This is a genomic window from Pseudomonas sp. IT-P395, assembly GCF_949767675.1.
In the GTDB taxonomy this organism is placed as follows: Bacteria; Pseudomonadota; Gammaproteobacteria; order Pseudomonadales; family Pseudomonadaceae; genus Aquipseudomonas.
Genome location: NZ_CATKPW010000002.1, coordinates 20,132 through 44,337, shown reverse-complemented (window position 1 = coordinate 44,337; position 24,206 = coordinate 20,132). Strand labels below are relative to the sequence as shown.

The 24,206-nt window shown below is 60.5% G+C and carries 25 protein-coding genes; 12 read left to right on the top strand and 13 right to left on the bottom strand.

Annotated features, from left to right (window positions below):
• Positions 1–9 precede the first annotated feature (9 nt).
• Together ACM6IN_RS01365 and ACM6IN_RS01360 are read right to left on the bottom strand one after the other, a co-directional pair.
• Entirely contained in the window at positions 10–963 is a 954-nt protein-coding gene (locus ACM6IN_RS01365; RefSeq protein ID WP_414915261.1) for a methyltransferase, read from the bottom strand.
• Between the two features lie 11 nt (positions 964–974).
• Entirely contained in the window at positions 975–2,351 is a 1,377-nt protein-coding gene (locus ACM6IN_RS01360; RefSeq protein ID WP_414915260.1) for an iron-containing redox enzyme family protein, read from the bottom strand.
• Between the two features lie 244 nt (positions 2,352–2,595).
• On the opposite strand from ACM6IN_RS01360, the gene ACM6IN_RS01355 reads away from it, so the two are divergent.
• On the top strand, positions 2,596–3,054 hold the full coding sequence (locus tag ACM6IN_RS01355; RefSeq protein ID WP_007919594.1) for an REP-associated tyrosine transposase: 459 nt from the start codon (positions 2,596–2,598) through the stop codon (positions 3,052–3,054).
• Between the two features lie 92 nt (positions 3,055–3,146).
• On the opposite strand, the gene ACM6IN_RS01350 is transcribed toward ACM6IN_RS01355, so the two are convergent.
• Entirely contained in the window at positions 3,147–3,920 is a 774-nt protein-coding gene (locus ACM6IN_RS01350) for a tellurite resistance TerB family protein (RefSeq protein WP_414915259.1), read from the bottom strand.
• Between the two features lie 259 nt (positions 3,921–4,179).
• Between ACM6IN_RS01350 and pcsA the strand changes: the two genes are divergently transcribed.
• Positions 4,180–4,902, top strand: a complete 723-nt coding sequence (gene pcsA / locus ACM6IN_RS01345) for a phosphatidylcholine synthase (RefSeq protein ID WP_007919592.1) — start codon at positions 4,180–4,182, stop codon at positions 4,900–4,902.
• A 125-nt stretch (positions 4,903–5,027) separates the two neighbouring features.
• Here pcsA and ACM6IN_RS01340 read toward each other — a convergent pair whose 3' ends face one another.
• Together ACM6IN_RS01340 and ACM6IN_RS01335 are read right to left on the bottom strand one after the other, a co-directional pair.
• Positions 5,028–5,840, bottom strand: coding sequence for a class I SAM-dependent methyltransferase (locus tag ACM6IN_RS01340; protein ID WP_007919589.1), 813 nt, complete (start codon positions 5,838–5,840; stop codon positions 5,028–5,030).
• A 33-nt stretch (positions 5,841–5,873) separates the two neighbouring features.
• Complete coding sequence (locus ACM6IN_RS01335; protein ID WP_414915258.1) at positions 5,874–6,146, bottom strand: DUF4242 domain-containing protein; 273 nt, start codon at positions 6,144–6,146, stop codon at positions 5,874–5,876.
• Positions 6,147–6,371: 225 nt separating this feature from the next.
• Here ACM6IN_RS01335 and ACM6IN_RS01330 point away from each other — a divergent pair, with 225 nt between their 5' ends.
• A complete protein-coding gene (locus tag ACM6IN_RS01330; RefSeq protein ID WP_414915257.1) occupies positions 6,372–6,833 on the top strand; it encodes a GNAT family N-acetyltransferase in 462 nt (153 codons plus the stop codon).
• A 17-nt stretch (positions 6,834–6,850) separates the two neighbouring features.
• On the opposite strand, the gene ACM6IN_RS01325 is transcribed toward ACM6IN_RS01330, so the two are convergent.
• From ACM6IN_RS01325 to ACM6IN_RS01315, 3 genes are read right to left on the bottom strand one after another with little or no spacing between them, the layout of a single operon-like run.
• Positions 6,851–8,062 carry a cytochrome c biogenesis protein DipZ gene (locus tag ACM6IN_RS01325; RefSeq protein WP_414915256.1) on the bottom strand — a complete coding sequence of 404 codons (1,212 nt, stop codon included), beginning with the start codon at positions 8,060–8,062 and terminating at the stop codon, positions 6,851–6,853.
• Between the two features lie 37 nt (positions 8,063–8,099).
• Positions 8,100–8,354, bottom strand: coding sequence for a hypothetical protein (locus ACM6IN_RS01320; protein ID WP_007919581.1), 255 nt, complete (start codon positions 8,352–8,354; stop codon positions 8,100–8,102).
• 29 nt (positions 8,355–8,383) lie between these two features.
• On the bottom strand, positions 8,384–8,647 hold the full coding sequence (locus tag ACM6IN_RS01315; protein ID WP_095111580.1) for a DUF2790 domain-containing protein: 264 nt from the start codon (positions 8,645–8,647) through the stop codon (positions 8,384–8,386).
• A gap of 298 nt (positions 8,648–8,945) precedes the next feature.
• Here ACM6IN_RS01315 and ACM6IN_RS01310 point away from each other — a divergent pair, with 298 nt between their 5' ends.
• From ACM6IN_RS01310 to ACM6IN_RS01295, 4 genes are all read left to right on the top strand, one after another.
• Entirely contained in the window at positions 8,946–9,686 is a 741-nt protein-coding gene (locus ACM6IN_RS01310; RefSeq protein ID WP_007919579.1) for a response regulator, read from the top strand.
• Entirely contained in the window at positions 9,683–10,990 is a 1,308-nt protein-coding gene (locus tag ACM6IN_RS01305; RefSeq protein ID WP_414915255.1) for an ATP-binding protein, read from the top strand. Before ACM6IN_RS01310 ends, ACM6IN_RS01305 begins: the two co-directional genes overlap by 4 nt.
• 240 nt (positions 10,991–11,230) lie before the next feature.
• Complete coding sequence (locus ACM6IN_RS01300; RefSeq protein ID WP_414915254.1) at positions 11,231–13,414, top strand: hypothetical protein; 2,184 nt, start codon at positions 11,231–11,233, stop codon at positions 13,412–13,414.
• Positions 13,401–14,429 (top strand): NAD(P)/FAD-dependent oxidoreductase, encoded by a 1,029-nt coding sequence (locus ACM6IN_RS01295; RefSeq protein ID WP_414915253.1) that lies wholly within the window; start codon positions 13,401–13,403, stop codon positions 14,427–14,429. The genes ACM6IN_RS01300 and ACM6IN_RS01295 overlap by 14 nt, the downstream gene beginning before the upstream one ends.
• Before the next feature lies 1 nt (position 14,430).
• Here the strand turns inward: ACM6IN_RS01295 and ACM6IN_RS01290 are convergent, their stop codons facing one another.
• Together ACM6IN_RS01290 and ACM6IN_RS01285 are read right to left on the bottom strand one after the other, a co-directional pair.
• Entirely contained in the window at positions 14,431–15,183 is a 753-nt protein-coding gene (locus ACM6IN_RS01290; RefSeq protein WP_414915252.1) for a DUF2063 domain-containing protein, read from the bottom strand.
• The gene (locus tag ACM6IN_RS01285) at positions 15,176–16,015 is read right to left on the bottom strand and encodes a DUF692 domain-containing protein (protein ID WP_414915251.1); all 840 of its coding nucleotides are present in this window, start codon (positions 16,013–16,015) and stop codon (positions 15,176–15,178) included. Before ACM6IN_RS01285 ends, ACM6IN_RS01290 begins: the two co-directional genes overlap by 8 nt.
• Positions 16,016–16,417: 402 nt before the next feature.
• On the opposite strand from ACM6IN_RS01285, the gene ACM6IN_RS01280 reads away from it, so the two are divergent.
• Together ACM6IN_RS01280 and ACM6IN_RS01275 are read left to right on the top strand one after the other, a co-directional pair.
• Positions 16,418–17,464, top strand: a complete 1,047-nt coding sequence (locus tag ACM6IN_RS01280) for a class I SAM-dependent methyltransferase (protein WP_095111834.1) — start codon at positions 16,418–16,420, stop codon at positions 17,462–17,464.
• 54 nt (positions 17,465–17,518) lie between these two features.
• Positions 17,519–18,361, top strand: a complete 843-nt coding sequence (locus ACM6IN_RS01275; RefSeq protein ID WP_414915250.1) for an NAD-dependent protein deacetylase — start codon at positions 17,519–17,521, stop codon at positions 18,359–18,361.
• A gap of 338 nt (positions 18,362–18,699) precedes the next feature.
• On the opposite strand, the gene ACM6IN_RS01270 is transcribed toward ACM6IN_RS01275, so the two are convergent.
• Complete coding sequence (locus tag ACM6IN_RS01270) at positions 18,700–19,587, bottom strand: LysR substrate-binding domain-containing protein (RefSeq protein ID WP_414915249.1); 888 nt, start codon at positions 19,585–19,587, stop codon at positions 18,700–18,702.
• A 273-nt stretch (positions 19,588–19,860) separates the two neighbouring features.
• Here ACM6IN_RS01270 and ACM6IN_RS01265 point away from each other — a divergent pair, with 273 nt between their 5' ends.
• The 3 genes from ACM6IN_RS01265 to ACM6IN_RS01255 are packed head-to-tail and all read left to right on the top strand — an operon-like array spanning position 19,861 to position 22,441.
• Positions 19,861–20,559: a CoA transferase subunit A gene (locus tag ACM6IN_RS01265; RefSeq protein WP_007919568.1), complete on the top strand. Its 699-nt coding sequence runs from the start codon at positions 19,861–19,863 to the stop codon at positions 20,557–20,559.
• A 23-nt stretch (positions 20,560–20,582) separates the two neighbouring features.
• A complete protein-coding gene (locus ACM6IN_RS01260) occupies positions 20,583–21,248 on the top strand; it encodes a CoA transferase subunit B (RefSeq protein WP_414915248.1) in 666 nt (221 codons plus the stop codon).
• A gap of 11 nt (positions 21,249–21,259) precedes the next feature.
• Positions 21,260–22,441, top strand: coding sequence for an acetyl-CoA C-acetyltransferase (locus tag ACM6IN_RS01255; protein ID WP_414915247.1), 1,182 nt, complete (start codon positions 21,260–21,262; stop codon positions 22,439–22,441).
• A 223-nt stretch (positions 22,442–22,664) separates the two neighbouring features.
• On the opposite strand, the gene cobF is transcribed toward ACM6IN_RS01255, so the two are convergent.
• Both cobF and ACM6IN_RS01245 read right to left on the bottom strand, forming a co-directional pair.
• On the bottom strand, positions 22,665–23,420 hold the full coding sequence (gene cobF / locus ACM6IN_RS01250; RefSeq protein WP_123374884.1) for a precorrin-6A synthase (deacetylating): 756 nt from the start codon (positions 23,418–23,420) through the stop codon (positions 22,665–22,667).
• The gene (locus ACM6IN_RS01245) at positions 23,420–23,989 is read right to left on the bottom strand and encodes a histidine phosphatase family protein (protein ID WP_414915246.1); all 570 of its coding nucleotides are present in this window, start codon (positions 23,987–23,989) and stop codon (positions 23,420–23,422) included. Before ACM6IN_RS01245 ends, cobF begins: the two co-directional genes overlap by 1 nt.
• Between the last annotated feature and the right edge of the window lie 217 nt (positions 23,990–24,206).

Genomic DNA, 24,206 nt, shown 5'->3' with positions numbered 1-24,206 from the left:
TGCCTTGTTTCAGCCCAGTCGGGTCACGGTCAGCGCCACCACTGCGATGCGATCGACCCGTTGATAACCGGGGTTGAGCAATTCTTCGCCGAAGACATCCGGATCGAGTTCACGGTACGTCCAGCCAAAGCGCTGCTCGTCCAGTCGTGGCAGCACGGTGTCGAGAAACGGGTCGCGACCATCGACCATCGCCACACCGGTGTAGAGCAGCAGCGAGCCGCCGGGAGCCAGTCGATTCAGTGCCTGTTCGACGATGCGCAACGACAGCCCTGCCCCCAGCGTTCCGCCACCATGGCGATAAGCGCGTTCCGCCGGGTCGGCCATGTATGGCGGGTTGGCGACAATCAGGTCGAACTCGCCGTCGACGCCCTGCAACAGATCACTGGCGCGCACTTCAACGTTGGCGACTTCCGCCAGCGCCGCATTGATCGCAGTCAGACGCAGCGCCGCAGGGTTGATATCCAGCGCCAGCACCTGCGCCTCGCGGCGGGCGCGGCCGATCAAAATCGCACCGACGCCAGCGCCACAACCGATGTCCACTACGCGATGGATTGGCGCAAAGTTCTGCTGCAGGTGGGCGTGGATCAGTTGCGCGAAACGGTAGGTGTCGGGGCCGAAAAACACCGCATCCGCCGCTTCGGTGGGGAATGCCGAATGCACGAACAGCAAATCATCCAGGCTCGACCAGCGCACCCGACTCTTCAAGTGCCCTTCGTAACTATCAATGACCTGCGCGTCTTGCAGTTGCCGCTGTTCATCGGCCGACAACAACCCCGGCGCGAACGGACGCGACCAACCGAACACGTCGCGCAAAGAGTCGGCCATCTGGCCCTCGTCACGCTGGTTGACCCGTTGATGGGTCAACGGCGTCGGAGTGGTGAACCGATATCCGTCTGCCAACAAGCGCCGGCCAAGGTGCAGCAGCACGAGGTCGTTGGGGCAGAGTTGTTCTTCCTGATTCATCGGCAAGGTCCTTAAGGCAAGCGGGATTTGAGTTCGATAAAACGGCGGGTGGCGAGCAGCCCGGCGGGATGTGCATGCCGGGCTGGGGCGAGCCAGGGGATCAGAACTGCCATTTGCGACAAGGCATCCTGACCTTGCAGCGCCGCGTTGAGCGCCTGGATGTCGGGATCCTGTTCAAGCCCTTCGATGGGCGCTGCGGTTTGACTGTGCCGTCGAACAGGTTTCGCTTGGTCTGACGACGTCCAGTCGCCGGCGATCCAGTCGTGCACCAGTTGTTTTTCGTAGGCATTGAACACGCCAAACATCGCCGCACCATCACCCGCGATCAGTTGCCAAAAGCGACTGGCCTGCGGGTCTTCATGGCGTTTGATCCAGCCTTTGTTCTGCAATGCCTGGAGGAACCCGGGCAATTGCTCCGGTGCGGCCAGCCACTGATTGACGGTCTGCCCTTCGAAGCGGCAGTAATCGGAGTGCATGTGCTGGGCGAAGGGACACTTGCGCTCGAGCATCGCCAGTAACTCGTGCTCAAGGTCGAAACCTTCAATGATCGCGCGACTGCCCTGCCCGAGGTCGTTGAGCCGATAACCCAACGAGACCCGGCGCAAGAACTCCGTGCGATCAGCCTCGAGGGGCATTAAATCAAGCGCCGCCTGTACAGCTTTTTGCGCATGGCCGGTGCTGGCGTTGTCGATCGTCACATGCAAGGTGAAGTAGTAGGGATCGATGCCTAACTCACTGAGTTCGTAACTGCTGATCAACAGGTGCAACGGCAGTTGTTCATAGCCGAGGTTGTAGCCGATCACTTCGGGCAAATAATCAGTACCGCAGATGCCGAGTGCCAGTTGTATCGCGCCTTGCAGGTAGCGTTCATCGTCGATGGCACTGCCATCCTGCAAATCGTGTTCGGCGAGCAGTTTGCGGTAAATCACCACATGATTTTGCGCCGGATTGCCTTCGCCCAGCTCTTCCAGAAAGGTGCGCAGCAGGCCCTGGAAACGCGGGTCCTGCCAACGCGGCAATAGACCATAAAGCCAGGCACCGTCGACCAGTTTGGTCGGTGCCACCGCTTGCAGGAAATACAGCGCCTGCGCCTTGCCACGGAAGAATTGCCGAGGCCCGCCGGCCTTGCGTTGTTGCAGGTAGTCGGCGTATTGCCGGGCCACATCGGCGCAATGCTCGGCCACCCAAGCTTGCCACGTCGTCGGATCTTCGGGCAGGGAATCGGTGAGTTGCGCGGCGTGTTGCAGTTGCTCCCGCAAAAACGCCTGCGCAAGGTCCAGGGAATCGTCATCGCGCAACAGCGTTTCATAGACTTGCCGGATGTTCCCGGCGGCGTTCATCGCATGCGGTTGGCCAGGCGCAGCTTGCAGGTGTGTCAGGACAGTCATGGCAAAATTCTCGGTCGGTTGGCAGGACGCTGTTCCACACGCCTCTACAGCAGCAGAGAGGCGGCGCCTGTGAAAAATTCAATCGACGTGAAAATTGCCCGGACGGACGGCCGTCAAAAGCACTGAAACACCGTGTAGGAGCTGCCGAAGGCTCCTACAGGGTTACATCGTGCAACGGATTGAGTTCGCGTAAGGGCGAGAGATGGCTAACGTTCAGGGACGATGTTTTTGGGAGGGCAAAGGAATGCCTGTTGCTGCAAAGGCGTGTGGATTACGCAAGGGACGTTATAGCGAGGCTGGACGTATTTATCTGCTCACCGCCGTCGTTTACGAACGTCATTCAGTATTTTCGGATTGGCGTTTGGGAAGACTGCTGATTGAGCAAATGCGTGCAGCCAATGACGAGGGAATGGTTCAGTCGCTGGCGTGGGTGGTGATGCCGGATCATCTGCATTGGCTGATTGAATTGAAACAAGGTTCATTGGCAGCGCTCATGTGCCGCGTGAAATCGCGCAGTTGTCGTTCGATCAATCTCAAGCGCAGCAGTCAGGGACGGTTATGGCAACGCGGTTACTACGACCGGGCGTTGCGTCGCGACGAAGACCTTAAAGCGGCGGCCCGATACATCATCATGAACCCGTTGCGCGCCGGATTGGTTCGGCGTGTGGGGGACTACCCATTGTGGGATGCAATCTGGCTTTGAAGATCAAAGGATCGCAGCCTTCGGCAGCTCCTACATGGAATGATGTACACCCTGTAGGAGCTGCCGAAGGCTGCGATCTTTTGATGTTGCTTTCAGGCCTGACCTTTGGCCTGCTGTTCCAGATGCACCTGCAAACTCGGGTCGATCTGCAAGGCTGCTGCCAGCCCGTCCAGATAACTGCGCTCCGCGTCGCGCTGGTCATCCACGAGGATCACGCTGACCAGATACATCTCAGCGGCCATGGCCGGATCGCCTTTGGCCGCCTGCGCGACTTCGTTGGCGTCCAGCGGTTTCGAGACTTCTTCGTCAAACCATTGCTGCAATTGTGGGTCGTCGGTGTGTTTGCTGATTTCCCCACTGATCATCTGTTGTTCCCGGGTGTCGATCTCACCGTCAGCCTTGGCCGCCGCAATCAACGCGCGCAACACAGCATGGCTGTGCTCCTCGACTTCCGGACCGGCAAGGAGATTCGCCGTCTGCGGGATCTGTTGCGGGGCCGCGCTGGCCTGGCTGCGTTGCCAGGCCTGATACGCCTGGACCGCCATCATCCCTAGCGACGCCAGCGCCGCATAATTGCTCCCGCCGGAGCGGCTTTGCGTGCTGCCACCGCCACCCAGTGCCCCACCCAATGCGCCGCCCAGACCGCCACCGGCACCGCCGCCGAGCAAACCACCGAGCAAACCACCTAATCCGCCCAGCCCCCCGGCTGCAGAGCCACCACGTGTGCCGGTGGAATCCGCGCCGCCGAGCAGGCCACCCAGCAACCCGCCTAAACCACCCAAACCATCGCCGGCAGACGCTGAAGATTGTTGACCTGCCGAGGCCTGGCCTCGCAGCAGTTGTTCAAGCAAATCGCTGGTGTTCATGACGTCATCCTCAAGCATTGACAGTGACTGCGTCTGGCAACGATAGCCCCCTCAAGCCATAGCGCCAGCACCGTTTGGCTGACACTCAAGCGCCTGGCGGATTTCGCCCGCGTATTTTTTCGCCGGCCAGCTAAGATTGATCAATGGTGAACCTTATCCCGGCCAGACCGGTCGATAGCTGCAACCCCGACCCGGTTTGCCGGCGCCCTGCTACTCAAGGGTGATACCCGGCTTGCTTCACTTTCTGGAGAACGCCCCCGTGATATCGACCGTACACATCGCCAGGCTCAAAGCATGGGGCGCCCATGGTTTTACTGCGACTGGCGTGGTCACTGCCTTTCTGGCCACCCTCGCCTTATTGGAAAACCAGCCGACCCATTGTCTGATGTGGCTGGGCGTGGCGCTGATTGTCGACGGCCTCGACGGCGCACTGGCGCGCAAGGTCAACGTGCAATCAGTGCTGCCGAGCTTCGATGGTTCGATCCTTGATCTGGTGATCGATTACCTGACATATGTATTCATTCCGGCATTGTTCATCTATCGCTACATTCCGCTGCCGGACTACACCCTGCTGCTGACCGTGTCGCTGATTCTGGTGTCGTCGCTGTTCTGCTTCTGCAACGTCAACATGAAGAGCAAGGACAACTACTTTGTCGGGTTTCCGGCGGCGTGGAATGTCGTCGCGCTGTGCCTGTACATCATCGGGCCGGGGCCGTGGATCACTTTTCTGACGGTGATTGGTCTGGCGCTGTTGACCGTGACGCGGATGAAGTTTTTGCACCCGTTCCGCGTACGCCGGTTCATGCCGATCAACATTGCGGTGACGGCAATCTGGCTGCTGTGCAGCCTGTCGCTGGTGCTCAACCACCCGGTGATCAACCCGTTGGTGATGGGCTTGTGGTTGCTGATGTCGGCGTACTTTCTGGGGATCTGCATCTGGCGTACGGCGCTGGAGTGGTTTGATCGGCCGCAGGTGAAATAGACCCCAGAGCCAAACACACATCCAATGTAGGAGTGAGCCTGCTCGCGATAGCGGTGTATCAGTCGAAAAATATTCAGCTGACAGACCGCTATCGCGAGCAGGCTCACTCCTACAGGGATCTTCATTCAGCGTTTAGTGATCACCACCTCCAGATACTCACTCGGCACCACCAGCGAACCTTCCCCCGCCCGATTCAACCGATTGAGCAAATCCGCCAGATCACTCTCAAGCGCCTGCCCGCTCTCCGGCGGTAATGCCGCAAAGGCCTTGTGCACCGGCCCGTACCAATGGCGGAAAATATCGATGAAATGCGCGGCCGAGCGATAGCGAAAGTTGAACTCGCGCCGCGTCACGCGCAGCAGAAAATCACGGTCATCGAAATGCTTGTGCAGCCAGGCATCGGAGCCCCAATTGGAGGGGGGCTGGGCGCCGGCAGGCGGTGGCAGATGCCGGCCGAGAGTCTTGAACATCAGGCCAACAAAACCTTCCGGCGTCCAGTTGGCCAGACCAATGCGACCGCCACGGCGACAAACCCGGCCGAGTTCAGCAGCGGCCTTGTCCTGATCCGGGGCGAACATCACGCCAAAGGTCGACAGCACCGCGTCGTAACTCTCATCAGCGAACGGCAGTGCCTCGGCATCGGCAACTTGAAACGTCACGTCCAAATGCTCCGCCCGGGCCCGATCCTGCCCGCGCTCCAGCAATGCCGCGACGTAATCGGTCGAGGTGACCAGACAACCGCGCCGTGCCGCCGCCAGCGTCGCATTACCGTTGCCGGCAGCGACATCCAGTACCTCTTCGTCGCAACGCAGGTCGCAGGCTTCGGCGAGGTTTTCACCGACGATTTGCAACGTCGTGCCGATCACGGCGTAGTCGCCACTGGCCCACGCGACTTTCTGGCGTTCCTTCAAGGCAGTCAGATCAATCGGGGTACTCATGACAGTGCGCTCCGCTACAAATTGGATCAGTGATTAGTCGGCCGTAGTCGGGTCAATGACCGTCATCACACGCGCCACACTGTTGGCAGGGAATCCACCGAGCCTGGCGTGTTCGCGCACCTGCTCTTCGTCAGGCGCGATGTATACGCAATAGATCTTGTCAGCGGTGACGTAACTATGCAGCCACTGCACTTGCGGACCGAGTTCACGCAATACGTCACAGGACTTGTGCGACACGGCTTTGAGTTCTGCTTCCGACAGCTTCCCGGCCCCTGGAATCTCGCGTTCAATCACGAATTTAGGCATGGCAACCTCGCGCTCTTGTTATAGGGCAAGGCCGGCAGTGACCCTGCTCACGCACTATCGCGCCGAGACCACGCGGCGTCCCTGCCAATCGTCTGGCAACCCTGCAAAACCAGGGGTTTGCCGATGAGCGGTGGAAATCTGTAAAGCGTCTGGAACACCTTGAGGATTGCCAAGGTTGGGGGATTGGTTTCTGATGCTCGCTCGCTTCTGGAACGGATTCGTCAGATGTCACTGAAAATTGATTGGCTCGCGCATCACATGCACCACAGCGACCACTATGCCCAATGGATTCACCAACAATTTCCCTACGAATACGTCGACCAACCACTGGCCGAATGGCAGCGTGAATCTGCCCTGGGCCAAGGCAATGGTGACTGGTCCTGCCTGATCGCCATGGACGGTGAACGTCTGGTCGGCGGCGCGGCGCTGGCACGCGATGACCTCGCCCTGCGCCCGGATCTCGGGCCTTGGCTGGCCTGCGTGTTCGTCAGCCCTGAAGCACGCGGGCATGGGCTGGCGGAACGCTTGATCGAGGGTATTTGCCGGGAGGCAAAAGACTGCGGGTTTGCGCGTTTGTATCTGCATACGCAGAGCAAACAGGACTACTACGCCAAGCGCGGCTGGCAAGTCCTGGAGCGTTTTCGCGCTTGGGACAACGAGCAATGGCTCATGGTCCGTGACCTCTGAGCCATTGCTGTTGCTGATCAGGCAGCAGGCGCCTTCGCCTCCTGCAGCAACTGCTGGATCATCTGTTCCTGCGCTTCGTAGCGACCTTCGCCAAAGTGGCTATAACGCACCTGGCCCTTGGCGTCGATCAGGTAGTGCGCTGGCCAGTACTGATTGTCGAAGTTGCGCCAGATCGCGTAGTTGTTGTCGATGGCCACCGGGTAGGTGATGCCGAGCTTTTTCACCTGATCCTTGACGTTGTCGATGATCCGCTCATAGCCGTATTCCGGGGTGTGTACGCCGATCACGACGAGCCCGTCTTTTTCGTATTTCTTCGCCCAGTCTTTGACGTACGGCAGGGTGTGCTGGCAGTTGATGCAGTCGTAGGTCCAGAAGTCCACCAGTACAACTTTGCCGCGCAGAGCTTCAGCGCTCAGCTCGGGCGAGTTCAGCCATTGCACTGCGCCGGCCAGCGATGGCATCGCGCCTTTGCCCTCCTCCATCGGCGAGTCCGCGCGGACTTTGCTGATGAAGTAGTCGACCACTTTCGGCACGTTCTCCAGAACGCTTTTTTCGACACTCGCCACACCCTCAGAGGAGGTGTTCGCCAGCAAGGTTTTATCGAAGCCTGTAGCAATAACCGCTGCCGTTGCCAGTACCGCAACCCCGGCACCACGGCGCAACCAACCGGTGAACGGAATCGACGGTTTCAGGCGATTGACCAAGCCGCGTCCGGTGAAGATCAACGTACCCAGCGACAATGCACTGCCGGCGCCGTAGGCCAGCAACAACAGACTGGTCTGCGCGTTGGCGCCTTGCAGCATGGCACCGGTGAGGATCACGCCGAGAATCGGCCCGGCGCACGGTGCCCACAGCAGCCCTGTAGCCACGCCAAGCATGATCGACCCCATCGGCCCGGCCTTTTTCCGAGTATCCGGGTCAAGGCGATTGCCCAGCATCACAAAGGGACGTGTCAGCCAGTCGCCGATGCGCGCCGAGATCAGCGACAGGGCGAACACGCTCATCACGATCAGGGCGACGTAGCGTCCGCTGTTGCTGGCCTGGATCACCCATTCGCTACTGGCCACAGCGAGGCTCGAGATCAGCGCGAAGGTCAGGGCCATGCCACCGAGGGTGAGCAGAATCGAAGTGCGGCTGCGTTGGGCGCCGGCAAACAGAAACGGTACCACCGGCAGGATGCAGGGGCTGAGCACGGTCAGCAGACCGCCGAGGAATGCGATGAGGTACATAGTGAGTCACCCTTGATCAATGAATGTGACGAGCCATTCAGACGTTCTGGCTGTCCAGCCAATGGCTCTGCGGCGTGCGGCTGGCGCCGTTCTCGGCAAACATCTGGCCCTGCGGCGTGCGGCTGGAGCCGTCCGCAGCAATCAAGCCATCGCTGCCCTGCTTGGCCACCGGCGTCAGTTGGAAGCAGGTGCTGCTGTGGCAGCTATGCTGTTCAACCGCGGCGTTGGCATGGGCGGCAACGCCGGCCAGGGAGAAGGCGATGGCGGTCAAAAAGCGCGATACGTTGTTCATGGCTGTTTCCTTCTATAAAGAGTGATGACTTAGTTGTCGTTGTTGCAGCCGTCGGCAAATTTGCTGTAATCGAGCACGCGGGTCTGACCGGCCGAATCGAGGTAGGTCATGCGTGCCTCGACGATGCCGCAGGACACCGAGTTGTCCTGTTTCAGCGAGAGCACTTTCTGGATATCCAGGTGGGTGCCGTAGGTGTAGGTTTGCGGGGTGGCAGCGGCTTCGGCGCGGGCCGACAGCGTGCAGATGTTCAGGGCGGCAAACAGGCAGGCGGCAATGACGGATTTGTTGTTCATGGCGTTTTCCTCAAGGCTTCAGTGGGGTTTGAGCCGAGGCGATCTGTGTGGGCCTCGATGGAGCCTATTTGAGGCTCGCGAGGTATCGCGTCTGTGTCAGGAACAGGCGCGTTTCAATCGCTGTGTATCCCTGCCATCGGGGGATACACAGCGATACAAAACCCTGGAAAATTCGCGTTTTTGCGTTCCCGTGTATCCGCCGACACGGCAGATACACTGCAATACAAAGGCAGGCAGGCGAGTCATTGAAGGCTCTATAGACTGCACGGCATTCCCCTTCTGACTGAGGCTTGAACCGATGGATCATGTCGATCACATTCTCATCGTCGACGACGACCGCGAGATCCGTGAACTGGTGGGCAACTACCTGAAGAAAAACGGTCTGCGCACCACCGTGGTCGCCGATGGCCGGCAGATGCGCAGTTTTCTCGAAGCCAACACCGTCGACCTGATCGTGCTCGATATCATGATGCCCGGTGACGATGGTCTGCAGCTGTGCCGCGAACTGCGTGTGGGCAAACACAAGGCCACGCCGGTGTTGATGCTGACCGCGCGCAACGATGAAACCGACCGCATCATCGGCCTGGAAATGGGCGCCGATGATTACCTGACCAAACCGTTCGCCGCCCGCGAATTGCTCGCGCGGATCAACGCCGTACTGCGCCGCACAAGGATGCTACCGCCGAATCTGGTGGTCACCGAGGCCGGGCGCTTGCTGGCTTTCGGCCGTTGGCAACTGGACACCTCGGCCCGTCATCTGCTCGACAAGGACGGCACCATGGTCGCCCTCAGCGGCGCCGAATACCGCTTGCTGCGAGTGTTCCTCGATCACCCGCAACGGGTGCTCAGCCGCGATCAACTGCTCAACCTGACCCAGGGCCGTGACGCGGATCTGTTCGACCGCTCGATCGATTTGCTGGTCAGCCGTTTGCGTCAGCGTCTGCTCGATGATGCGCGCGAGCCGGCCTACATCAAGACCGTGCGCAGCGAGGGCTACGTGTTCTCGCTGCCGGTCGAGATTCTCGGGGCGCCGGCATGAGCGTCAATCTGCACTGGCCGCGCACCCTCGCCTCACGCCTGTCGCTGATTTTCCTGATCGGCTTGCTGCTTGCGCAGGCGCTGTCGTTCGGCGCGCAGTATTACGAGCGTTACCAAAGCGCGAAAAACACCATGCTCGGCAATCTGCAAACCGACGTTTCGACCTCGATTGCAATCCTCGATCGCCTACCTGGCGAAGAACGCCCTGCCTGGCTCGAGCGGCTGGCGCGAAAAAATTATGGCTACCTGTTGAGCGAGGGCGATCCGGGCACGCCGATCGAGCCCGGTGATGTGCCGGTGGCCGTCACCTCGATCACTGACGCAATCGGTGAACGCTATCCGCTGACCTTCACCGACATTCCCGGGCCGAAGAAACATTTTCAGGGCCATCTGCGCCTGAGCGACGGCAGCCCGGTGACCATCGACGTGCGCCCCGCGATGGTCCCGTTGTCGCCCTGGTTGCCAGTGGTTTTGCTCGGCCAACTGGCGCTGATGATCGCCTGCACCTGGCTGGCCGTACGCATTGCGGTCCGCCCCTTGACCCGGCTGGCCAACGCCGTGGAAACCCTCGACCCCAACGCCCACCCGATCAACCTCGATGAAAGCGGCCCCACCGAAGTGGTCTACGCCGCGCGTGCATTCAACACGATGCAGGCGCGCATCGCTGCCTACCTCAAGGAGCGCATGCAATTGCTGGCAGCGATTTCCCATGACCTGCAAACGCCGATCACGCGGATGAAACTGCGCGCCGAGTTGATGGACGATTGCGTCGAGAAAGACAAACTGTGGAATGACCTCAGCGAGATGGAACATCTGGTGCGCGAAGGCGTGGCCTATGCGCGCAGCATCCATGGCTCGACCGAGGAAAGCCGCCGCACCAACATGGACTCCTTCCTCGAAAGCCTGGTGTTCGACTATCAGGACATGGGCAAGCAAGTGAACCTGGTGGGCAAGAGCGCGGCGGTCATCGATACTCGGCCCCATGCCTTGCGCCGTGTTCTGGTCAACCTGACCGACAACGCGCTGAAATTCGCCGGCGCCGCCGAAGTCTGGGTCGAAGCCAACAAGGGCAGCCTGGCGATCACCGTCATGGACCGCGGCCCGGGCATCGCCGACGCCGAACTGGCGCAGGTGCTGCAACCGTTCTACCGCGTGGAAAACTCGCGTAATCGCGATACCGGCGGCACCGGCCTGGGGTTGGCGATCGCCCAGCAACTGGCCATGGCGTTAGGCGGCTCGCTGACCTTGAGCAACCGCGAAGGCGGCGGGTTGTGTGCTGAGCTGAAGTTGCCGCTGCACCCCTGAACCTTTCAACGGCGTTGTTTAAATGCTACCAACCGGCGCTGGTCGGTAGCCTGCGCATCGCAGCGCCAATGCCTACAACCTCATCAGAATCCACCGACTGTGCGCCTTGGTCGTTGCGCTTATCGTTGTGCTGCCCGTTTCGCACTGATCACCACTGGTCGCGACTGTCAGATCTGACAGTGGCGAGTCAGCGCCGGGCTGCGGTTCCATGACGATTGGCCCAACCTGTCGAGGCGCAATATGAATCTGCTCGAATCCGTCACACAAGTGTGCAGGCGACTGGCGCCCGGCGGCTGGCATTCGCTGATGCTCGCGCATGGCCTGGACCTGCTCGCCGAACCGCTGGCGGCGGAATTGGGCAAACCGTTGAACGTCGACCGTTCACTACCCGGATTCGCCGACTTCGCTCGGGCCGGCAGCCGCGCAATCGAAGCCGGCGTACCGTCACGCAGCCTGCTGTATCACGCATTGGCTTCGCCACGGGTCATCAGCGATGAAAACGGCCAGACACTACAGCTGTTTCCCACACCTGCTGAAATCGAAACAGTGCTCGACTATGTCTACAGCGTCAGCCCGCCCACGCTCGACAGTTTGCGCAGCAAAGCGTTGGGCGCACCCTTGGCAATGGTCGCGTTCGCCAGTGAATATCGTTGCGCGGCCGACACCGTGCATGGCCGGCATGCCGATCTGTGTTTCTCGCGCACCGGTATCGCCCGCGTCGGCACCGCCCCCGCGCGCTATGACGCAAAACTGCGCAGCTTTTTGCCCTTCGTCGACGATGACCCTTACCGCATCCGAGTCATGCCGGTGCGCTACAGCGCCTACATCGCCGTCAAACTCAAAGGCGATGCCACGCGCTTCGGACCGATGGATTTTCAGGTGGAGCTCGATCCCGAACTGGATTTCTGGGTGCCGCTGCACAAGCTGTTCAACGGCGCACAGTGCCTGGAGGGCATGAACCTGACGGTGACGCTGGACAACCACCAGATCAACGAAAAACTGCGGCATATCCATTTACGCCACAGCGGCACCGGCTGGCAGGAACCGCAGATCAGCCAGCCGCCCTTCGTCGTTACCGCCGACCTGGCGCATTGGGCAACAGTGACGGATGGCGGCCCGGGGCTGCTGTTACCCGTGGCCAAACCGCGGCTGGTCGAGCCGGCCGCGTACCAGGGTCAACCGTTGTCCTTTGTGATGCCGGCCAACAGTGGCGGCATGATTCACGGGCGTCACCGGGTCGAGGCGGATGGCAGTATCGAAGACCTGAACGAGTATGAAAATGTCGAAGAATTGCTGCGTCAGGGTGGTTACCGCGCCTTGCACTATCAGGACAGCACCGCCGATGGCTGGGTGCGGCCACGGTGCCCGGCGCTGGAAAAAAGTTTGCCGACAGTGGCCGCCTACTCGGTGATCGGCCCACCGGACTTCTATCCGCTGTGCAGCCAGCGCAAACTGTTGCGCTGGGTCAACGACGAGCCGTCGTTGCCGAGTACCGGTCTCTGGCACGCCCGACTGGAAGCGCTTTCCAATGTCCGCTACTGCGCCAACCTGCACTTGCAGGATCACCTGTTCTCCCCCGCCGATCGCGGGGTGAGTGCCATCGTCGCCCTCGCCGATCAATCCGACATTGTGCAATCCGAAGCCCCGCTACCGCCGCCATCACGGCCTACCTCACTGCCCGACGGCGCCGCCGGGGTGTTCGGGCCAGGCTGGGAGGTCGGCTGGGTTCGTCAGCGCACCGTGGACGAAGAATGGATCAACGTTCTCGCCGGTTATCAGATGGCCAGCCCGTTTCCCGAGGATGCAAAAATCTGTGCGGCGCTGGGGTCTTTCTGGCCCGGCGTGGCACCCGACTCAGCGCGGGTCTTCGAGCCGCGCGCGACCCTGCACAGCATCATTCCCCTGACCGATGAGGACATCGGCATGGGCGGCGGTGTGGCCTGGGATAATCAGCGCGGCCCGCAACTGATCACGCATGACAATCGATTGATCGTCCGATACCACGCGTACGCCCATGCCGACTACACCCAAGTGGCTCTCGACAACCTGTTTTCCCTGGGCATGACCGGTCACACTTCGCAAACGGCGTATCAGCAACGCGTGCTATCGATGTATCGCGTGTACCGCGTGCTTGGCGCCGCCAACGACAAACAATTGCGCAATACATGGCCGCTGTTGTCGTTCATTGAAGTGCAGCGGCCGAATGCCGAACTGGACACCGCACAGGCGGAATCCGGGCAGATCCTCGACGGCTGGGTGCAGCGCTTTTTGCTGTACAGACGCGGTGCCGTGCGGATCGCTGAAAGCGATTTCAGGTTGCGCGACGTCGAAGTCGAAGCGCTGGTGATTCTGTTGCTCGGCGCCGATACGATCCTGATCAAAACTGACGCGCTGCCGTGGCAGGTCGCCCATGCAGCATTTTGATGTCGTGATCGTCGGCGCCGGCCCTGCGGGGTGCGCAACGGCAATCAGTTGCGCCCGGCGTGGCTTGCACGTGGCTTTGATCGAACGGCAGGCGTTCCCACGATTTCGCCCCGGCGAAAGCCTGCATCCGGGCATCGAACCGTTGTTACGCCTGCTGGGGGTTGCCGAGCCCTTGTGTGGCCGAGCGGCCCGGCGCTTTGACGGTCACTGGGTAACGTGGAACGGCGCGCCGCATTTCAACGGTTTTGGCACCGATGACAGCGGCATTTGGCAGGGCTTTCATCTCGAGCGAGCCCAATTGGACGCAACGTTGCTGGCGCAAGCCGCTTCTTTGGGCGTAGAGGTCATCCAGCCCAGCCGGGCACGGCGGGTGCTGACGCAGGCTAACCGGGTGATCGGCGTCGACACCGACAGCGGCTGCATTTACGCAAAATGCCTGATCGATGCGAGTGGCGCTCGCGACTGGCTCAGCCGCCAACTCGGCCTGACGACTCACAGTTGCTCCGCGCCACTGGTGGCTCGCTACGGCTACGTGCAAGGCTCTAACGCAGCCTATGCCACGACGGCACACTTGCTGGCCGACCCTGAGGGGTGGACGTGGATCGCCCAGGTTGAGGATCGTTTGCTGCACTGGACGCGCCTGACCTTCGAACGCAACACTCGGTCGGTGATGCTCCCTTCCACCCTGCAATCATTACCAGCGGTGGGTGCCGTGCGCGGCGCCGATGTGACCTGGCGCCTCACCCCGGCCGCCGCCGGGGCCGGTTATTTCCTGGTAGGCGATGCCGCCAACCGGCTTGATCCGGCGGCGTCCCACGGCGTACTCAAAGCGCTGATGAGCGGCATTCAAGCCGCGCAAGCCGTGGCGGATTTTCTGCGCCAACCGGCCTTGCAAGTGCCTGCCCAAATGCAATATCGGCAAAGGCTCATCGATGGGTTCACACGCGATGTGGCGCAACTGCGCAACTTCTATCGTCAGCATCCTTGCCCGCCGTCGTGGTTGCCTGCCCATTGATTCAAACGATGCTGCAGAGCACGGCGTCTTCATGCATTTGCCGCAACAACATCAATCCGTTTTCCATGAATGCAACGATTGCAGTCTCCCCCGCCTCCACCGCCAAACCTTGCAACTGCTGACGGCCATCAAGAGCGGGATATTCGTCGATGCGCTGCAGCAACCGCCAGGCCAACGGACTCAGTTCGGAAAACTTCACGCTCCAGTCAGCCGTGCGTCGCACCAGTAACAAGGTCGGTTGAGCCGGTGGCGTGGCGGGCTGATTGTCCGGGTCGAGTTCATGCACCGGCCATATATACGCCAGCGGCCAGGCCAACGCCGAGACTTGCAGCGGGCGTTCCAGCAACAACGCCGGATCGGTCGACGGCAGCGCTTGAGCATCAGATTGCTGCAAGACCATTTCGACCCATTCGTAATGCGCCAGCTCCAGCAGAAACGCCGGCCACTCACCCTCGCGCAACACCTGCGGTTGCGCAGCAAGATAGTCGAGAAACGTTTCGGCAATCTCACCGAACCTGGGTGTCTGGGCCCGCCAGTCGCGCAAGAATCCTCGCACCAGCCAGCCCCAGCGTTTTTCCCCAATGATTCGAATCAACACCGGGAAGGTGCCACTCAACAATTGCGACAGGTTGTTGAATACCAGGTCCCGGTAGACGTTAACCCGTTGCACATTCATGTCGACGGGCGGCGACTGATGTTCGGGATCACGCAAGTACCGGGTCAGCGCCTGCTGTTGCTGTAGCAGGTTATCCACGATGGCTGCCCCCCGCTTGTAAATGGCGAATGGTCTGCAACTCGGCAATCAGTTCGGAAAATGCCGGGAAGTTGAAATCCCGCTCCAATAACGTTGGCTTAGCGCCGAATCGCGCGTAGGCCTCCGCTAGCAATGCCCAAACCGCCGGCTTCACCGAGGCACCATGGGTGTCGATTTTCAGCGTATCGGACTCATCGAAATGCCCCGCCACATGCATGCCGACCACCCGGCCCGGCTCAATGCCGGCGAGAAAGGTTTGCGGTTCGAATCCGTGGTTGATCGCGTTGACGTAGACATTGTTGACGTCCAGCAGCAGGTCGCAATCAGCCTCGCGCAGCACGGCATTGGTGAAGCTCACCTCGTCCATGTCCTGACGCGGGGCGGCGTAATAGGAGACGTTTTCCACGGCCAGACGCCGGCCGAGCATGTCCTGAGCCTGACGGATCCGCGCGGTAACGTGGTGTACCGCTTCTTCGGTGAACGGCAACGGCAGCAAGTCATACAGATGCCCGTCATCGCTGCAATAACTCAGGTGTTCGCTGTATAGCGCCACGTTGTAATGGTCGAGAAATACCCGCACTTCCTGCAAAAACCCGACATCCAGCGGCGCCGGCCCGCCGAGTGACAGCGACAAACCGTGGCAGGACAACGGGTAGCGTTCGGCCAGTTCACGCAATGCTGCACCGTGGGCGCCGCCGACGCCGATCCAGTTCTCAGGGGCGACTTCGAGAAAATCGAAAGCGCCGCTGCGCGCAGCTTGCAAGTCTTTCAGCAGGCCACGGCGCAGGCCGAGGCCAACACTGGGTTGCGTCAATAAGGGAGGCGTTTGCATGGGTATACCTCTGCAGTAGGTTTTTCCCAGTTGAACCGCCGGCTGTATCACGGCTATGTGCAACGACCGGACTTTTGCAGCCGTGTGTATCCCGCCGCCATCTCGATACACAGGGATACACACCTGCCTAATGTGGGAGCGAGCCTGCTCGCGAAAGCGTCGGCACTGACAAGATCAGAATTACCTGAAATGCCGCCTTCGCGAGCAGGCTCGCTCCCACAGGTTTTCGTTGCTCACAAATCCAGCGACACGCCCGGACCGGGGCTAGACTCCTTTATTACCCAGTCGAGGGGGACGCAGGACGTCAGCCGTGCCCTGCCCAACTCCGTGACCACCGCCCGGTGGCGCACGCCTCGACCTTCGACGCCGCCGGACCGTGATCCTGTTTCAGGAGCACACATGATGGACGAGGCGAAGCTCAACCAATTCATGGGCAAACTGGTCAACGACATGGGCGGCGCGGCGATGCTGGCCAATGTCATCGTCGGCGAAGAACTCGGTTTGTACCGGGCGATGGCCGACAGTGAGCCAATCAGCGCCGATGCCCTCGCCGCCAAAACCACCTGTAATCCGCGTCTGGTGCGCGAATGGCTCAGCGCTCACGCGGCGTCCGGCTATATGGAGCACCACGACGGCCAGTTCCGTCTGCCGGAAGAACAGGCGCTGGCCCTCGCCGTCGAGGACTCGCCGGTCTACGTCGCCGGTGGTCTCGGGGTGGTGGCGTCGTTTTTCCACGACAAAGACAAACTGGTCAAAGCCATGCGCGGCAATGGCGCTCTGCCTTGGGGCGATCATCATCCGTGCATGTTCACCGGCACCGAGCGGTTCTTCCGGCCCGGCTACAAAGGTCACCTGATCGCCGAATGGCTGCCGGCGCTGGACGGCGTGGTGGCGAAACTGGAGGAAGGCGCCAAAGTCGCCGATGTCGGCTGCGGCCATGGCGCCTCGACGGTGATCATGGCCCAGGCCTTTCCCAACTCGCGCTTCGTCGGCTACGACTATCACGCGCCCTCGATCACTGTCGCCACCCAACGCGCCGAGGAAGGAGGAGTCAGCAGCCGGGCGAAGTTTTTCCAGGGCTCGGCAAAGAGCTACCCCGGCGATGACTACGACCTGATCTGCTATTTCGACTGCCTGCATGACATGGGCGACCCGGTCGGCGCCGCCCGTCACGCTTATGACTCGTTGAAAGACGACGGCACGGTGTTGCTGGTCGAGCCATTCGCCAACGACACGCTGGACGACAACATCAACCCGGTCGGACGGCTGTTCTACGCCGCCTCGACGTTTATCTGCACACCCAACTCGCTGTCGCAGGAAGTCGGCCTCGGCCTGGGCGCGCAAGCCGGGGAAATGCGTTTGCGCAAAGTGTTTTCCGAGGCCGGGTTCAAGCACTTCCGTCGGGCCACGCAGACACCGTTCAACCTGATTCTGGAGGCGCGCAAGTAAGCCATGCGGGTCGCGTGCTAACCTGCTGGCACTGCCCACTTCGGAGCGCTGACCATGCTCGACAGCCCGACCCGCGAACACCTCGACACCCTGCAAGAGGTGATGGCTGATGGCGACTTCATCGTACTGACCGGGGCCGGCATCAGCACGGCGTCGGGCATTCCGGACTACCGCGACAGCGACGGAGTACGCCGTGGCCGACAACCGATGATGTACCAGGAATTCCTCGCCGCCCCCGAGTCGCGCCGCCGCTATTGGGCGCGGGCCATGCTCGGTTGGCCAAGGGTGCGTCAGGCGCAACCGAATGCAGCGCATGAGGCATTGGCCGATTTGCAGCACGGTGGGCTGATCCATGACTTGATTACCCAGAACGTCGACACCCTGCACGATCAGGCCGGCAGCCACGATGTAATCGAACTGCACGGCAGCCTGCATCGGGTGTTGTGCCTGGACTGCGGTCAGCGCAGCGAGCGTGATTCGATTCAGCAATTGATGGAATTGCACAATCCGTATCTGGCGGGCGTTGACGCGGTACAGGCGCCGGATGGCGATACGCTGCTCGACCCGGCGTTCGAGGCGCGTTTTCAGGTGCCGCACTGCCCGTATTGCTTTGGCGAGCGGATGAAACCGGACGTGGTGTTTTTCGGCGAAAACGTTGCGCAGCACACGGCGGCACGGGCGATGAAGGCGGCAGAAAATGCGGCGGGGATGTTGGTGGTGGGGTCTTCGTTGATGGCGTATTCGGCGTTTCGTTTGTGCCGGGTGATTGCCGATCGCGGGAAACCGTTGATTGCGATCAATCTGGGCAAGACCCGGGCGGATGATTTGCTGGATTTGAAGATTGAAGCGTCGTGTGAACAGCTTTTGCCGTTGTTGGTTGAAGTGCTGGATCGGTGAGTTGCTGCACTTTGTGCTCGACTCAGGACCCAAGCCCCTCACCCTAGCCCTCTCCCAAGGGAGAGGGAACTGACCGAGTTGTCTGGGCTGAATACTGCGACCTGAAAATGCTGAGTCGAGCTCACAATCTGAATAACCACGATCTGCTCCCTTTCCCCGAACACTAGGCCTCGCCCTCGCCCTCGCCCTCGCCCAAGGGAAAGGGAATTGACCGAGTTGTTGCTAGCGATACATCGACCTGTAAATTTCGAGTCGAACCCATTTTTTGAAATGCCCCCGATCAGCTCCCTTCCCCCTCGCCCCCTCTGGGGGAGAGGGTTGGGGTGAGGGGGTAGATCTCACAGTAGCCCGAGATCTTCAGCCTTGAGAATATCGAACAACGCCTGCGCCGCCGCCGACAGTTCATTGCCCGGTTCGGTCAGCACGCCGATGGCTCGCTCCACCGAGTCATCCAGCGTCAGGCAATGGGCGCCCAATTCCTGCATCTGCCCGGCGCACAACGCCGGCACGGCACTGACGCCCAGCCCGCTGGCGACCATCCGCCCGACCGTTGCCAATTGATGGCTTTCAAATTCCACCGGCAACTTCATGCCCCGCGCCTGCAAGTGCTCTTCGAGCATCACCCGCACCGTCGAGGGCCGCTGCAAGGTGATGAACGGCTCCTGCAATAACGTCTGCCAATCGATCTCGCTGCGCTGCGCCAATGGCGAATCCTTCGACACCACCGCGACGAAGCGATCTCTGTACAGCGGCGTAAATGTCATCGCGGTGTTTTGCATCGGCTCGAACGCCACCCCCAGCTCAACCTGACGATCACGGACCATTTCCAGCACTTGCTCGTTGATCACGTCATTGACCGTGACGTTGACGTTCGGATAGCGCGCGCGAAACGTTTTGAGGATCGGCGGCAACAGGTTGCCGGCAAACGACGGCATCGCCGCTAACGTCACCCGCCCGCGTTGCAGGCTAAAGCGTTGACGCATCTCGTCTTCGGCGTTGTCCCAGTCCGCGATCAGGCGCCGGGCCAGTGGCAGCAGCGACTCACCTTCTGCGGTCAGCGCCACATTGCGGGTGTTGCGACTGAACAGGCGCCCGCCCAGTCCCTCCTCCAGCGCTTTGATGGTCAGGCTCAACGCTGATTGCGAGAGATGCAGGCGCTCGCAAGCCACGGCGAAGCTGAGGCTCTGGGCCACGGCGAGAAAGGCGCGGATCTGTTTGATGGTCATACTCAAACCTCAGGATCGTCGGTGGTGATCGTTCCCACGCTCCTGCGTGGGAATGCAGCCCGTGACGCTTCGCGTCACTGGACGCCGAGCGTCCCTAGAGGCATTACCACGCAGAGCGTGGGAACGATCAAACGTTAAGCAGCACGCCATAACGCGACTATTGAGCTTTATCAATCAATCGACCTTAAAAATCAACTTAACAAATATATCTTCCAGCGAGACACTCCAACCATTCGGCTAGCCAGCCGCCCGCAAATAATAAAAGAGGTGCATATGGCAGGTTTCGACAAGCGCGTGAGTTCCTACGAGGAAGCCCTGGCCGGGCTTGAGGACGGCATGACCGTCATCGCCGGCGGCTTCGGTCTGTGCGGCATTCCGGAAAACCTGATCGCCGAGATCAAGCGCAAAGGCACCCGCGACCTCACCGTCGTCTCCAACAACTGCGGCGTCGACGGTTTCGGCCTCGGCGTGCTGCTCACCGACCGTCAGATCAGCAAAGTCATTGCCTCTTATGTCGGCGAGAACAAGCTGTTCGAAGAGCAACTGCTCAAGGGCGACATCGAAGTCATCCTGACCCCGCAAGGCACCCTCGCTGAGAAGATGCGCGCAGGCGGCGCCGGCATTCCGGCCTTCTTCACCGCCACCGGCGTCGGCACTCCGGTCGCCGAAGGCAAGGAAGTGCGCGAATTCAAGGGTCGCAAGTACCTGATGGAAGAATCCATCACCGGCGACTTCGCCATCGTCAAAGGCTGGAAAGCCGACCACTTCGGCAACGTCGTCTACCGTCACACCGCGCAGAACTTCAACCCGCTGGCCGCCACCGCCGGCAAGATCACCGTGGTTGAAGTCGAAGAAATCGTCGAACCCGGCGAACTCGACCCCTCGCAGATCCACACCCCGGGCATCTACGTCGATCGGGTCATTTGCGGCACGTTCGAAAAACGCATCGAACAGCGCACCATCCGCAAATAATTCAGGCTGACGGAGAATAAAAAATGGCACTTTCCCGCGAACAAATGGCTCAGCGCGTCGCCCGCGAAATGCAGGACGGCTTTTACGTGAACCTCGGCATCGGCATTCCGACCCTGGTCGCCAACTACATTCCTGAAGGCATGGAAGTCATGCTGCAATCGGAAAACGGCCTGCTCGGCATGGGTCCGTTTCCGACCGAAGAAACCATCGATGCCGACATGATCAACGCCGGCAAACAGACCGTGACCGCACGCATCGGCGCGTCGATTTTCAACTCCGCCGAATCCTTCGCGATGATCCGGGGTGGCCATGTCGACCTGACCGTGCTCGGCGCGTTTGAAGTGGACGTCGAAGGCAACATCGCCTCGTGGATGATTCCCGGCAAAATGGTCAAGGGCATGGGCGGCGCGATGGATCTGGTGGCTGGCGCCGACAACATCATCGTGATCATGACCCACGCCTCCAAGGACGGTGAGTCCAAGCTGCTGGCTAAATGCAGCCTGCCGCTGACCGGCGCCGGTTGCATCAAGCGCGTGCTGACCGACCTCGCCTACCTGGAAATCGAAAATGGCGCTTTTGTCCTCAAGGAACGCGCACCTGGCGTCAGCGTCGAGGAAATCGTCGCCAAAACCGCTGGTAAACTGATCGTCCCGGATCACGTACCGGAAATGCAGTTCGCTGCCCAGTGAGGAATTCGAAAATGCAAGACGTCGTAATTGTTGCCGCCACGCGTACCGCGATCGGCAGTTTCCAGGGTTCGCTGGCCAGCGTTTCCGCCGTGGATCTGGGCGCGGCGGTGATCCGCCAGTTGCTCGAACAGACCGGTCTGGACGGTGCGCTGGTCGATGAAGTGATCATGGGCCAGGTGCTGACCGCCGGCGCCGGCCAGAACCCGGCGCGTCAGGCCGCGATCAAGGCTGGCCTGCCCCACGCCGTGCCGGCGATGACCCTGAACAAGGTCTGCGGTTCGGGCCTTAAGGCTTTGCACCTGGGTGCGCAGGCGATCCGTTGCGGCGACGCTGATGTGATCATCGCCGGCGGCCAGGAAAACATGAGCCTGTCCAACTATGTAATGCCTGGCGCACGCACCGGTCTGCGCATGGGCCACGCGCAGATCGTCGACACCATGATCAGCGATGGCCTGTGGGATGCGTTCAACGATTACCACATGGGCATCACTGCCGAGAACCTCGTCGACAAATATGAGATCAGCCGTGAGCAGCAAGATGCTTTCGCCGCTGCTTCTCAGCAGAAAGCCGCCGCCGCGATTGAGGCTGGGCGCTTTGTCGATGAGATCACCCCGATCCTGATCCCGCAGCGCAAAGGCGATCCTGTTGCTTTCAAGGTCGACGAGCAACCGCGTGGCGACACCACCGCCGAATCCCTGGCGAAACTGCGTCCGGCGTTCAAAAAGGACGGCAGCGTCACCGCTGGTAATGCTTCGTCGCTGAATGACGGCGCCGCCGCCGTGATTCTGATGAGCGCGGAAAAAGCCAAATCCCTCGGCTTGCCTGTACTGGCTACCATCGCCGCTTATGCCAACGCTGGTGTCGACCCGGCGATCATGGGCATCGGCCCGGTATCGGCGACCCGCCGCTGCCTCGACAAGGCTGGCTGGAACATCGACCAGCTCGACCTGATCGAAGCCAACGAAGCGTTTGCCGCGCAATCGCTGGCGGTGGCCAAGGATCTGCAATGGGATCTGGACAAGGTCAACGTCAATGGCGGCGCCATCGCTTTGGGCCACCCGATCGGTGCATCGGGTTGCCGCGTGCTGGTGACCCTGCTGCATGAAATGATCAAGCGTGATGCGAAAAAGGGTCTGGCGACCCTGTGCATCGGCGGCGGTCAGGGTGTGGCGCTGGCGCTGGAACGCGCATAACCAGAGTTCAACAGTGAATGGCGGATCCACGACATCCGCCGCTTGCTGGCAACAAAAACCCGGTGCGACTTGCGTTGCACCGGGTGTTTTTTTGCCTGTTGGAAATGTGCTTTGAATGTTCCGGCCCTATCGCGAGCAGGCTCACTCCTACATTGGAATTGTGAACCCATTCAATTGTAGGAGTGAGCCTGCTCGCGATGGGGCCAGTCCAAGCACCAACAATCTAAGGCTTGCGCAGCAAATACGTATCCATGATCCAGCCATGCTCCGCCCGCGCCTTCTTGCGCACCCGCTCGATCTCATCCGCGACATCCGCCAGCCTGCCGCTAATCAGAATCTCATCCGGCGTGCCCAGGTAAGCCCCCCAGTAAATCTCGGTCTGCTGATCGGCCACCCGGTGATACGAATCCTCAGCATCGAGCATCACCACCAGACTGTCCGTATCACTCACCTGCCCTGCCGCCAAACGCCGCCCGGTGGTGATTTCGATGGAACGACCGATCGTGTTCAGCGGCACCTTGTGCTGCGCCGCCAACGCCTGAACGCTGGTGATCCCGGGAATCACCTCAAACTCGAAGGCACAGGTGCCCGAGGCCAGGATGGCCTGGAGGATACGCACGGTGCTGTCGTACAACGCCGGGTCGCCCCACACCAGGAAACCACCGCACTGGCCGTCAGACAATTCGTCATTGATCAGGCGTTCGAAGGTCTGCTGCTTGGCACGGTTCAGGTCATCGACACTGGCCGTATAGTCGACATCACCGCGTTCGCGTTCCGGGCTGTGGGCTTCGACAAAGCGATAGTCAGGGTCGTCGATGTAGCGCTCACAGATCTCGCGGCGCAAGTCGATCAGCTTGTCCTTGCTCTGGCCTTTATCCATCAGAAAGAACACATCGACACGGTTCAGCGCTTTCACGGCCTGCATCGTGATGTAGTCGGGATTACCGGCACCGATGCCGATCACCAGCAGTTGTTTCATCAAAGTGCTCCTTGAACGTCGAGGCCCGGCAGACGCAGGCGCCAGCGCCCGGTGAAGCGCAATTCGACCGCGGAGAACGGTTCGACATCAATGTCATGAAACGCCGAACCGCGCATCACGTGGATCAGCGCGGCGCGGATGACAAACGGATGCGTCACCGCCACTACATGTTCTGGTGTGGTTTGCAGACTGCTCAGCCATACCGCCACGCGCTCGCATAACTGCGTCACTGATTCACCGCCGTGAGGTGTCGCATGGGGATCTTCGAGCCAGGCGTGCAACGCCGCGCCTTCAGCGTTTTGCAGGGATTTGATCGATACCCCATGCCAGCGCCCCCAGTCACAATCGCGCAGCGCCTCATCAACCTGCGCATCCGCGCCAAACCACGCCGCAGTCTGGCGCGTGCGCAACTCCGGCGCGCAAATCAAACGTCGCGCGGCGTCGAAACGCTCGGACAATTCGCCCGATGCCAGCCCGATATTTTCAACAGGCTCATTCGTAGGAAAACACGCCAATTTCTGTGCGACGGTTCGCGCATGGCAAATCAATGTCAAACGAGTGGTCTGCACAGGTATCGCTCCGGTGGGCCTTCATGAAAATCAGCGGCGCAAAGCCATTCTGTCGTTAATTGTGCCGTAAACCGAGGGCTGCAGGGCTGCCGGATCGCCTCGGTCACAGCAGAAAAAAGCACAAATACGGCGATTTCTGACACTGCCGTGGGCGATGGACTACAAGCCCGATCGAATTACGTGTAGCCCTTGTTACACGGGCATCTCGCTTCATTCC